The following is a 12,634-nucleotide window of genomic DNA, read 5'->3' on the forward strand; positions in this document are numbered from 1 at the left end:
ATAATTTCGATATAAGGCAATCGAGTTCAAGCGATACATTATTTCTTGCAACTATATAAAAATAGATATACGATTCATATACGTTTCGTATATTAAGGTGTTTTTATGGGTATTGTTAAAATTGATGATGAACTGCATGAAGATATTCGTAAAGCAAGTGCCGTCATGGTGCGCTCCATCAACGCTCAAGCTGAATATTGGATGAAGATAGGCATGCTTGCTGAAGCCAACCCTAATATGTCTTACAACCAAATTATCAATGAGCAAATGAGACAAGCTGATGTCAATGTAAGGAACCTTATAGATGGATAAGGTCATACTTAAAAGCGCAGCGGAATTGGAAATCATGCGCGAGTCTGGGCGACTTCTAGCCTCTGTCTTTGATTATCTTGATGAGAAAATTACAGTTGGTACTTCTACGATGGACATCAATAACCTTGCTGAGCACTATATTGTCAATCAGTTAGGTGCACGTCCAGCCAGTAAAGGTCAGTATGGTTACCAATATGCATTGAATACCTCAGTGAATAACGTGGTATGTCATGGCGTTCCTTCAGGTCAGCAAATACTCAAATCAGGTGATATTGTGAATGTGGATATTACCCTAGAACAAGGGGGTTTTATCGCTGATTCTAGCAAAATGTATTTGATAGGTGAGGTGTTGCCCCTTGCAAAACGCTTGGTTGATCAGACCTATGAAGCCATGTGGGAAGGAATACGAGTGGTGAAACCTGGAGCAACGTTAGGTGATGTTGGTCATGCCATCCAAAGTTACGCTGAGCAGCAGGGCTATTCTGTAGTGCGAGAGTATTGTGGCCATGGTATTGGACGCGAAATGCATGAGGGACCGCAAGTTCTACATTACGGACATCAAGGAAAAGGTCTAGTCTTACAAGAAGGTATGACATTTACCATTGAACCGATGGTCAATCAAGGTAAAGCCAAAGTTAAAGTCAAAAAAGATGGCTGGACCGTAATCACCAATGATAAAAAATTATCTGCTCAGTGGGAGCATACAATTGCGGTTACTTCTGACGGCTATGAGGTTCTTACTCTGCGAAACGATGAGCTTATTTAAACGATTTAATATTTGAACGACTATTCGGTAAGGCGTTTCTATAATTCAGAAGGGCATTTTTTAGTGTTTTAAATAAGCATTTTTTAATATTAAAAATATTTATGTAGCTACCTCAGAAGTACTGAATACATGTCAAAAAGAGGGTTTTAGTTTTTGATGGCCGAGCACGTCTTGGCGATAATCATTTTTTAATTAACTTGTAACTGATTGAATAACCATCATTGTATCGTTGATACAACCATAGATTTTTCAATAATACCCTTAAATAACACGCACAAGAAAAGCCCCAATCTTAGGATTGGGGCTTTTTGAATCTGACAGGCTTAATCGGATTCGAACCAAAGAAATCAGGACTATTCCGTCGACGCTAGTATTAAAGGCGTAGAGTTTGAGGATCAAAAAACAGGCTATCTTCCAGCCAGTTTTTACAGTGGTGAAAAGGTAAGTTACTACCATATCCAATGGTCTGATCTACAAGGGTATGATACGAGAATCTGAGGCTTCATAATGTAGTACAAGCTATGAGGTAACTTTAGATAGATTTTATAACGGGTTCAAATCTATGGCGTCAAAATAAGGTGCATGAACAAACTCTTGTCAGTATATTTAGTTTACCAAATTTAAGTTCATTGTTACTTCACCATGGCTTAAACCTTATATCATTGATAAGTTGTTCTATCTTTTTACAACAATATTTTCCTAAAAAGCAATAAGGGTAAAGTTATTTTTTAGGCCCAATACTAACATTTGTTTGCTGAATGTTTGTTTTTTGTATATAATGCTCTGATTTTATGACTTACGTAAACTTAAAAGAGGGTAATCTTCATTGTTGATAAAGATATTTATCAAGTAAGCCCTGAGTTTAAAATTTAGTAAAAAATTATAAAGATAACTAAAAATTCTAATTAAGAGGGTAAGTTATGAAGAAGGCTATATTGACACTTTTGTGCTTGTTAGCTGTTCAAGTTAGTAATGCTGAAATTATTAAAGTGAATGGTGAGGGTGCGACACCTATTGTAAAAAAAGATCTGAATGGTACACGTAATCAAGCATACAACAATGCAAAAACTGATGCCGTCATTGCTCTTATTAAACGTATCAATGGTCCACAGGCGATGAATGAAGCGGATCAATATTTGAATGACATTGTAAAACAAGTTGATAATAATTATGTGTTGAACCGAGGCAGTAATACTAACAGTAATGATGAGTTGGTCACTCAAGTTAGTCTAGAAATGGATGACCAAGAATTTCGTACCATTCTTAATGATTTAGGCTTAGCGCAGAAAAATAGTCGAACCAGTCCGATTATGATTGTGATGGATGAATACTTCGGCGTACCAAAAGACAACTCTAAGCCAGTTAAAGAGTTTACATCTTATTTTTCAGATCGTAGCTATAGCTATGATGAAGATGCAAGTTACAAAGCTAGTGAAAATGCTAAAGCCAGTGCATCAGACTCTCATTCTTCAAAAGGGCGTTCATCAGCTGCCGCAGGTTATGCCTATGGTAATTATTACGGGGCCGGTGTAGGTGTTGCTACCCGCTCATCAAGCCACAATAATTCAGGTAAATCAGCATCTTCAAGTAGCTACAATGCTAATGAGTCTGCAAAATATAGCCAGTCTGAACGTCAAAATGATATTCAAAGTTTTGTGAAATATGTGGAATATCAAACACCAAGTGTTAAAGCTGAGCGTAATAATCAAACCTTAAATTCAATTGCAAGTGCAGCCTCTCGTTATGATTTGCGGTTGCTCGATTCTGACCGTTTCAGAAGTCAGTATCTAAATGGCCGTAGTATGACAATTCAACAACTCATGAGTGATGCAGAGCTTAACAAACTAGTAATTGCCGCGCGTAAAGAAAAAGCGGACTGGTTTATGGCTGGTAGTTCTTATATTTATGATCGTGGTCGTTCAAATGCCACGGGTCAATTTGTCTGCGATGGTGCGGTAAGCTTTAAGATTTATTCAGTAGATGATTCAACTTTGATGGGCGGGGAAACTCGTACAGAGTCCTCAACAGGTGCAACCACAGATTCATGCCGTACCAATGTAGCAAAGAAACTGGGTGAATTAGCAGTTAGCCAAGTTGGACCACAGATTTTAGGTTACGCAAAGAACCGCACTATGTACGGTAAAGAGATTACCATTTTCTTAAAAAGTGCTTCTGGCATTGTAACTTCACGTCTTGGGGATGATTTGTATATTGCCCTAGATGAGATGGATGGCGCTGAAAATATCGATATTCGCACTCAAAATGGCAAGTTTGTTGAGATGACCATGACCTATAAGAGTGACAAGCCAATTAGTGGAGAATTGGCAAAAGCACTACGTAAAGTAAGCCCAATGCTATCGAGCGCCGAGCGTCTACAAGCAGGAAATACAATCACACTTTGCATGGGTGGTATTCAGTGCAAATAAAACTTAAAGCGTTATGCTTGGCGATACCGATGTTTGTGTCAGCATGGGCAAATGCGAACATTCAAATCTACCCATCGAAAGGTGTTTTTGGGTTAGAACAAGGTTGTCGTACCGATCCTAGCAAATATGAAGAGAATGGTTCTTCTATTGTATGTGATTTCAGCCAAGCAATTGATAATGAAATCATTCGTAAACAAGCCGAGCAGTTGTTTTTACAAGGTTTAAAACAAGGTTTCGGTGATCAAGTTGTCGACACTATTTCGCAAAAAACTAAAAATCGTACTTATATAGCCTCTTTAGACGTTTTACGTGCGAGTGAATATGTTGTAAAAAAAGACTCAACAACAGAAATTTTTTTGCCAGTCACCCTAAGTTTAAAACTCACTAACATATTATCAGGTGAAGTCATTTATAGTGACAGTGCAACACTGTCGCAACCGATTCAAGTACTGACGACTGACATTGATTCCCCTGCAACAAAAGCTGCCATTAAACAAAAGTTTCAAAGCACGTTGTTGACATTGACTAATCAGTTGACTAATCAATTAAAGTCGAAACTTAAAGTTTCTGAAATTGAGACTCAGGTGATTGATCGGTGGAAATCTTATTTAGTCTTAGATAAAGGCTTTAAACAAGGCATCACTGTACAAGATGAGCTGAGTTCAATAGATGGCGATTTGTTACGTGTGGTGCATGCGGACAGTGATTACGCTGTAGCTGTCCCAATATTGATGCAGGGTCGTACTAAGCGCTTTAGTAAACTATCAACCAATACTCGTCAGGCTATGAATAAACCTAAAGTATTAGTAGTTGATGTACTGACTTATCAAGGCGAGTCAGAAGATTTAATTGAGCAAATTTTTTCTGATGCAGTAGGGGAGCAAGCTTCATTTACTTTGACTCCAGTCAATCAACGCTATAGTACTATGGCACAAAGTATTAGTGAACAGACTGCATTAGCGCAAAGTGAAGACATTCACCAACGTGAGTTACCTGAATTTTTTATTCGAATTAATGTTATTCCTGTCATTGCCTATCAACAGCAGATTGGAAAAATAACTCAGCAACAGGTTCTCCATAGTGAGGTTTTTGCTGAAATGATTGATCGTTCTGGTCGCGTGATTTACTCAGCACATGCAACAGATGATATTAAAGAGGTGATTTCAGAAGGAATGGGTTTTTCTCTAGAGGCACGTAAAGAGGTTGTATTGAAAAACGCACTTTTGAAACTAGGTCAACAATTTCAAAAAGGGATTCAATTTACTCGTTCTGATTTAAAAGTCTTAAGTTCAAGTGGTCATAACATTACCATTGATGATGCGGGGGAACGCTTAAGTACCGGAATGAAAGTCCATGTTTATCATTCGGATAAGGCAGCAGGACGTAATATTCTGATTCCAATATGGGAAGCGACTGTTTTGGAACGTCAAGGTGCGAGGGTTACTGCGCAATTAGATTTCCCTGTCAACAGCAGTGATCGTTTACCCGTGCGCTCTGGAGACAGGATTTTGCTTGATAGTTCTGCTCCAGTAGGTGACTCAAAGCAATCTCGCGTTTTATGCCCAAGCTTACATACCGAACAAGTCGGTGAAATTCCATTTGATGGTTTTGGTCCTTTAATCTACCACGCTTTTGCCAGTCAGTCGAAACGACCGTTTTATGCGACGGGTTCAGGCTTTAAAGGACAGACTCTCCTGAAGGATTCAGTCATTGCTATGACTGAAAATGCTGGGTTCAAAAAAAATATGAAAGTTAATTTTTTTGTTCCAAAAGATGAATGTTTACAGCCAGTACTTAAGGTTGAAATGAAACAAGACAGTGTCACATGTAATGTAGACAAAAGTAATTGTGATGCCACATTAGTTATGGCCAGTGGTGCACGTATATTCAACCAAAAGTCTGAAAAAATAGGGGCTTATGGTTTGCAACAAGAAATCGAATTAGAGGGTATAGATCATCGGCATCGTGATGAAATGTATAACATTCAGATGTTTGAGTCTTTACCAAAAATTTTAAATCAAATCGTGCAAACAGCCGATTCTTCACAATAGGGATAACAAGGTATGAAAAAGATTGCAATTGTTTTAGCAATAGCAGCTTCAATGGGAGCATCAAGCGTCTATGCAGGTTTTGGGTCATTGAGTAGTATTGCATCGTCATTATCTGAATCTGTCACTGGCGTATCTTCTTCAAATATGGATATCAACGGTTTCTTTACGCAAGCTAAAGCAACCAATGAAATGTTTACTCAGAGTCGTACTGCTTTAGCGTCATTACTAGCAAGTAAACAAGATTCAGATGAATTAAAAGCAAAACAGAAAATTCTGAAAACGACTTCTGATCCGAAAGAAAAAGAAGCAATTCAAAAACAAATTGTAGTGTTGTCTAATACTGTTTTAGAAGCCTCTCAAAAGGATGAAGAAGGAACAGTGGCTAAACTGTCAGCATTGAATGTGGAGCAGAAGCAGCATTTGTTGGACTCTGCAAGAAATTTTGTAATCGCAAGTTTAACCGCTCGTGAATTGGCGATAGGAGCTAAACAAGTAGGAACCAGTGTGATCGCAAATCCAAGAAGCTTGGCCAATACAGGGATGTCTTTAGTTGAAGCTAAAAGTGTGGTCGGAGATATAACTGGTATTGCCAAAAACTCAACTATGGCATTGGTAGAATATCCAAAACTATTTAAAAAGGCTGGTATTGAATTCAAAATGCCGACGAGTTCAGCAGATAAACCAAAAGTACTAAGTGATATTTAAGAAGATTGATTTAGGTCACATCTTAAATATAATCAAAATTATAAATGATGATTAAATCATTTAAAGAAACAAGAGAGTCCTATAGAGGGCTCTCTTATTTTTTAATGTTTGATAAAATTTAAAGTGTCAAAACATTATCAACGTCTCGGGATTCTCTCTTAAGCTGACTAATCAAGATATGGAATGATGCCAATATCATTGCTGATAAATTTTATGCAAATAATGGTGTGATGTCACACATTGTCAACCACACACATGATCAAGTAATGCTGTATGTTACAAAAATCGGTAGCAGGTGACTATTTAACACATATAAAGATACTTATAGAACTGCTTTGGTCGCGCCAGCCGCCCGTTCGATTAATAAATCCACAGGAGCATCAGGAGTTAATGTACCAAAGGCCAACCCATGCTCATTCCCAATCCTAGAACGACAGAATGCCTGAGCGATCTCCGTATGTTCAGTCTGTAGTAGTATCGAAGCCTGCAGCATCAATGCTAGGCGCTCAATCACATAACGACTACGGAACTCCAAGGTTTGCGTATCCTCAAATCGCTCTATTAGTAGGTTTAACTCTGCATCATAATCAGCATTTTTTCCTGCTGCCTGCTGCAGTTCCTTAAATAAAGCTCGCTGAGTTTCTGGTTCTTTTTTTAAGGCACGTAGCACATCTAGACACTGCACATTACCACTGCCTTCCCAGATTGAGTTTAGTGGCGCTTGCCTGTACAGGCGCGGCATAATAGTCTCTTCGACATAGCCATTACCGCCCAAACATTCTTGTGCCTCATTGATAAGAACAGGCGCGCGTTTGCATATCCAATACTTCCCAATTGCTGTCGCGATACGAGCGAGCGCGGCTTCATGAGGGTCTGTTTCTATCCTATCAACAGCGCGCGCAATTCGCATTGTTAGGGCTAGAGCCGCTTCTGACTCTAAGGCTAAGTCTGCCAACACATTACGCATAATAGGTTGGTTGACTAATAATTTACCAAAGGCTTCGCGCTGACTGGTGTGATGAATCGCTTGAACGATCGCTTGGCGCATTTGGGCTGAAGAGCCAATCATACAGTCAAGTCGGGTTAGCGCGACCATCTCAATAATGGTAGGAATACCGCGACCTTCAATGCCCACTAACTCACCGAATGCGCCTTGAAACTCTACCTCGGAGGAAGCGTTTGCCCAATCTCCTAATTTGTCTTTTAAGCGTTGAACTTGTACTGAGTTGAGTGTCCCATCAGGCCGAAAGCGTGGTACTAAAAAGCAACTAGGTCCACTGTCAGATTGGGCCAAGACGAGATGAGCATCACACATTGGCGCTGAGAAAAACCATTTATGCCCAATGATTTCATAAGAGCCATTCTTTTGTCGTGTGGCTCGAGTCGTATTGCGACGTAAGTCTGACCCACCTTGTTTTTCTGTCATACCCATGCCCATCGTACAGCCTAACTTTTCTTCCATGGGCAAGCTGCGCGGATCATAGTGTTCGGATAATAGCTTGGGCAGCCATTTTTTGGCCAGCGCTGGCGAATGGCGTAGGGCAGGGATAGCGGCATAGCTCATAGACATAGGACAGCCAAACCCAGCTTCGGGCTGTGAGCCGAGATACATGACCGCCGCTCGAGCCACGTGAGCACTATCACGCTCTTCATTGCGCCAAGCAAAATTGCTCATACCGTATTTCATTCCTGCATGCATCAAATCATGGTAAGCCGGATGAAACTCTACTTCATCTATACGCCGACCATAGCTGTCAAAGTTGCGCAATTTAGGCTTGTTTTCATTGGCTAAGAATCCGCTGTTGATCAGCTCTCCACCAGTCAGTGCGCCAAACTTTTTCAAGTGTTTTTTTGCCCAAGCAGCACCCTCTCGTGCGACAGCTTCTTTGAGCGCTGTATCTGTTTCCCATGCATTATAATTGGCTAAGGCAAAAGGTTGATTCTGCACCTCATGGGTCTTAAATTGATTTACAATTGACATGATGATTGTCTTCCCTGATTTTGAATGTCATTCCCTAAGTTTCAGTAGTTTAGCAACTTACACGATAAGTATTACATATAAAAAATAATTACGTCAATAGGTGTAATATGAACAAACCAACGCCTCGTTTATTGCTTTTGCGCTTACTCATGGTGGCAGAAGCAAACACACTTAGTGCTTCCGAAGCGGTGCTGGCAGGCTCTATCTTTGGTATGACAGAAAATAGTATACGTGTGACGTTGGCTCGTTTGGTCCAAGCGGATCTTGCTGAGTCGATTGGTCCTGCTACCTACAAACTTGGACCCAAAGCTCAAAAATTGGGCGCTGATGTGGCCTTATGGCAGACAGCAGATAAAAGAACGATAGAATCCGATGGCTCATGGATAGCGGTAGCGACAGGTGGGTTACCTCGCAGTGACCGTAAATCGCTACGTGCTCGTGATCGCGCTTTGTCATTATTGGGGTTTCGTGAACTTGATAAGGGGCTTTATCTGCGTCCCAATAATTTATTAGGCGGTGTTGATGTCGTCCGCAAGCGTCTATTGGACTTGGGGTTAGAAGATGAAGCCGCGGTTTTTAAAGCCAATGAATTTGATGAGGTTAGGCAGAAAAAAGCACGAGCACTTTGGTCAGACATGCATCTTGAAAAGCATTATAAAGAGCAGTCGCAGCAGCTCACTGACTGGTTAAGTGGTTTGGCTGACTTGCCGTCCCACGTGGCGCTTCGAGAAATATTCATGCTTGGAGATGCAGGTATCCACAGTGTTGTTTTTGACCCTCTACTTCCTGCTCCCTTAGTAGATGAGGATGCACGGCAAAAGTATTTTGAGATGGTGCGGCGTATTAATGAGGAGGGTAGGCGTCTATGGTTCGCATTTTTTGAAGAGGCTAAATCGTTAGAGTCTAGTTAATCAAGTCATTAGAATGCGCTTAAATAGAATAAAGTGAAATGGTGGTATAGTAATTATCAGACAGCAGAGGTGTTATCTATAGCGATGAATAAGCATTAATTATTTGCATCTACTCGGATAGTATTTACTGTGAGCCATATGGCGAATTTTCATGACAAGAATGATCAGCAAGTGTATTTAATATGCCACATGACTTCGCTGGTGCGCTACTGACGCATTTCTGTCGCAAAACACTTAAGTGTTTTTTTAACTGTTTTAGCTCTTCTATACGTGTTTCTACAGCGCGGATATGTTCATCCAACAAGGTATCTACATCAGCGCAGTCTCTGCTAGAGTCTTCCCAGTACTTAAGTAAAGTTCGTACTTCATCCAACGTCATATCGAGTGTACGACAGTGCAGAACGAACTGTAGACGCTCGATATGACTTTCGCGATATAAGCGATAGTTCCCTTCACTACGCGCAGGCTCTGGTAATAGCTTTTCTTTTTCATAATAGCGAATGGTTTCTACTGTAGCGCCTGTACGCTTAGCAAGCTCTCCGATTTTTATTAGCATCGTTATCTCACAGTTCTCTTGAAGTTATTTCAAAGTCATTTCAAAATTGAAAACATTAAAGTAACTATAAGGTTTAGCCCTAAGTAAATCAAGTTTATACAATTGCATATAAACGGCCTTGACTCTGAAGCTACTAGAGGGTTCACAATAGCGTTATCAAATGAATTCTTATAATGAGGCAGTTTATTATGCAATATCGTATTGAAGGTATGGACTGTGCCAGTTGCGTCAGAAAAATTGAAACTGCATTAGCACGTATGCCTGGTGTCTCTGACATACAGCTTAATTTTGCGACTGAAAAGTTAGAGCTATCGCTTGCCCCTGATTCAGATACTCAGTACAGCGATATTGAAAAGACCATCAAGCGTCTGGGTTTTGGCATATCTGCCACTACTGATCAAGCAAACGCAGCAGACAGCATTAGTGATAATCTATTAGATACGCAGCAACAGCGTTGGTGGCAAACCAGAAAAGGTAAGCAAGTGGTTGGTCTCGGCGTCTTGATGAGCGTCGCCTACGCGTTGGCATTACTTTTTCCTGATTATGGCATGTGGGCATTTGCTATTGCCGTCGTTGTGGGTGTTTTCCCTTTTGCCCGAAAGTCTATGACCTTGGCAATGACAGGCACCCCGTTTTCAATTGAAATGTTGATGTCTATCGCGGCAATTGGCGCGCTTATCATTGGTGAGGCTGAAGAGGCGGCAGCGGTTGTCTTTTTGTTCTCCGTCGGTGAATTGTTAGAGGGTGTGGCAGCAGATCGTGCCCGTGCTGGTATCAGGGCATTGGCATCATTAGTGCCAAAAACTGCGATTTTACTGGATGCACAAGGCGGACAACGTGACGTTCCTGCAGCTTCATTGCAGGTCGATGATCTGGTAATGGTACGTCCTGGCGATAAAGTATCCGCTGATGGTGTCATTGTTCAAGGTAGCTCTAGTCTTGACGACTCACCTGTTACTGGCGAATCAATTCCCGTTGCCAAGGCGATAGGTGATACGGTATTTGCAGGATCAATCAATATGGATGGAGCGCTGCAAATCCGTGTACAAAAGACAGCTGCTGACAACACCATTGCACGCATTATCAATTTGGTAGAGCAAGCGCAAACCTCTAAAGCCCCTACGGCTCGTTTTATTGAAAAATTCAGTCGTTATTATACCCCAGCGGTGATGGCTATCGCTGCACTGGTTATTGTTGTGCCGCCGCTAGCGATGGGAGGAGAATGGGCGACTTGGTTATATCGGGGTTTTGCACTGTTGCTAATCGCCTGTCCTTGCGCGCTTGTACTATCTACTCCGGCTGCCATTGCATCAGGATTGGCTGTCGGTACACGCCGCGGTTTACTTATAAAAGGGGGTAGCGCTTTAGAAACCATGGGTCGCGTAAATGTCGTGGCTTTTGATAAGACAGGTACGTTGACTGAAGGTAAGCCACAGGTGGCCGATGTGATAGCCTTTACACAGAAGCAATCAGTACAAGAGTATATAGGGCCTGAAGGTCAGAATGAGATACTGGCGCTGTTTGCTAGTGTTGAGTTTGCTTCTAGTCATCCACTGGCAAAAGCGATTATTGATCATACCAAAGCCGCTAACATCTCTATACCGATAGCTTCAAATGCCTATGTTACTGCGGGCAAAGCAGTACATGCAACGGTAGTTGATCGGACTCTAGCCATCGGATCACCAGTTTATGCTGCCACTGAAACATCGATATCACTAGAACAAAATGCACAAATTGAAGCACTACAAAACGAGGGTAAGACGGTCTCAGTTTTGTTCGATGAGCAGAGCTGCGAAGTGCTTGGGTTGGTTGCGCTACGAGACGAATTGCGAGAGGATGCTCAGGCAGGAGTGGCACAGCTCAAAGCGATGGGTGTGCGTTCGGTGATGCTTACAGGTGACAATCATCTGACCGCTCAGGCGCTTGCTAGTCACTTAAATATAGAATGGAAAGCTGAGCTATTGCCCGAAGATAAGCTGCGCTTGTTGAATGAAATGAAAGGTAATAGTAAAGTAGCGATGATTGGGGATGGTATTAACGATGCGCCAGCACTAGCAACCGCAGATGTGGGCATCGCCATGGGTGGCGGCACGGATGTCGCTATCGAAACAGCTGATATAGCATTATTAAAAAATCGCGTCACGGACGTTGCTCATCTCATTGCCTTATCGCGTGCAACCATGTCCAATATTCATCAAAATGTGATTTTTGCTCTAGGACTAAAGGCCGTGTTTCTAATCACTACTTTACTAGGTATTACCGGACTATGGATTGCTGTGATAGCAGACACTGGTGCAACGGTACTAGTGACTCTCAATGCTTTACGCTTGCTAAGGTTCAAAGGAGCTCAACCACTAACAACTTTGTCCAAAGCAAAGTAAGTATGAAGTTCTTGTTAAAATGGCAGTTTGATTCTCTATTCTAATGACTAAGAGTGGCATCGTTAAGATTTTGGTTTAAAAGGTTTTGAGAATTGTAGGATCAAAAAACCAACTATTGATAATATGATAGCAATCTCATAGCGACCATACGCCACCGATATCCCAATGGCGGCTGTATTCCACAATCCAGCCGCAGTAGCAGTGCCCTTTGCGCCACTTTCATTTTTAAAGATAGCGCCACCGCCAATAAAACCCATTCCAGTGATTATGCCATACATGATTCTAGCCTCAGCATCGGCGTCTTGATAAATGTCCATGCCCACTAGCATAAAAGCACACGAAGCAATGGTCACTAAAGGAAAAGTCCTCAAACCTGCACCATTATCTTCAAGTTCACGATTGAGAGCGATTGGTAGTGACAATATAAAAGCAATACCTAATTGAAAGGCATGATACACCAGAACATTTTGAGCTATGCTGAAAAAACTGTAGAACCAAACTTGGTAAACTAACGACTCAATGAGGAGTTTATCATGACTAAGAAA

10 protein-coding genes are annotated in these 12,634 nt (G+C 41.3%); 7 read left to right on the forward strand and 3 right to left on the reverse strand.

The window, feature by feature from the left end:
- Positions 1–105: 105 nt before the first annotated feature.
- From I3254_RS05075 to I3254_RS05095, 5 genes are all read left to right on the forward strand, one after another.
- Entirely contained in the window at positions 106–312 is a 207-nt protein-coding gene (locus I3254_RS05075) for a ParD-like family protein (RefSeq protein ID WP_057761037.1), read from the forward strand.
- Positions 305–1,078 (forward strand): type I methionyl aminopeptidase, encoded by a 774-nt coding sequence (gene map, locus I3254_RS05080; protein WP_238051854.1) that lies wholly within the window; start codon positions 305–307, stop codon positions 1,076–1,078. The genes I3254_RS05075 and map overlap by 8 nt, the downstream gene beginning before the upstream one ends.
- Before the next feature lie 920 nt (positions 1,079–1,998).
- Positions 1,999–3,504 carry a hypothetical protein gene (locus I3254_RS05085; protein WP_238051855.1) on the forward strand — a complete coding sequence of 502 codons (1,506 nt, stop codon included), beginning with the start codon at positions 1,999–2,001 and terminating at the stop codon, positions 3,502–3,504.
- A gap of 29 nt (positions 3,505–3,533) precedes the next feature.
- Positions 3,534–5,555 (forward strand): hypothetical protein, encoded by a 2,022-nt coding sequence (locus tag I3254_RS05090; protein ID WP_238051859.1) that lies wholly within the window; start codon positions 3,534–3,536, stop codon positions 5,553–5,555.
- A gap of 12 nt (positions 5,556–5,567) precedes the next feature.
- The gene (locus I3254_RS05095) at positions 5,568–6,260 is read left to right on the forward strand and encodes a hypothetical protein (protein WP_102091676.1); all 693 of its coding nucleotides are present in this window, start codon (positions 5,568–5,570) and stop codon (positions 6,258–6,260) included.
- Between the two features lie 322 nt (positions 6,261–6,582).
- Here the strand turns inward: I3254_RS05095 and I3254_RS05100 are convergent, their stop codons facing one another.
- Entirely contained in the window at positions 6,583–8,241 is a 1,659-nt protein-coding gene (locus I3254_RS05100; protein WP_238051861.1) for an isovaleryl-CoA dehydrogenase, read from the reverse strand.
- A gap of 107 nt (positions 8,242–8,348) precedes the next feature.
- Between I3254_RS05100 and I3254_RS05105 the strand changes: the two genes are divergently transcribed.
- A complete protein-coding gene (locus tag I3254_RS05105) occupies positions 8,349–9,152 on the forward strand; it encodes a PaaX family transcriptional regulator (protein WP_238051863.1) in 804 nt (267 codons plus the stop codon).
- A gap of 124 nt (positions 9,153–9,276) precedes the next feature.
- On the opposite strand, the gene cadR is transcribed toward I3254_RS05105, so the two are convergent.
- Positions 9,277–9,708, reverse strand: a complete 432-nt coding sequence (gene cadR, locus I3254_RS05110; protein WP_238051865.1) for a Cd(II)/Pb(II)-responsive transcriptional regulator — start codon at positions 9,706–9,708, stop codon at positions 9,277–9,279.
- Positions 9,709–9,896: 188 nt separating this feature from the next.
- Between cadR and I3254_RS05115 the strand changes: the two genes are divergently transcribed.
- Positions 9,897–12,089 (forward strand): heavy metal translocating P-type ATPase, encoded by a 2,193-nt coding sequence (locus I3254_RS05115; RefSeq protein WP_238051867.1) that lies wholly within the window; start codon positions 9,897–9,899, stop codon positions 12,087–12,089.
- A gap of 62 nt (positions 12,090–12,151) precedes the next feature.
- On the opposite strand, the gene I3254_RS05120 is transcribed toward I3254_RS05115, so the two are convergent.
- Positions 12,152–12,547, reverse strand: a complete 396-nt coding sequence (locus I3254_RS05120; RefSeq protein ID WP_238051873.1) for an MgtC/SapB family protein — start codon at positions 12,545–12,547, stop codon at positions 12,152–12,154.
- Between the last annotated feature and the right edge of the window lie 87 nt (positions 12,548–12,634).

The organism is Psychrobacter sp. Ps2, from assembly GCF_022129405.1.
Taxonomy (GTDB): domain Bacteria; phylum Pseudomonadota; class Gammaproteobacteria; order Pseudomonadales; family Moraxellaceae; genus Psychrobacter.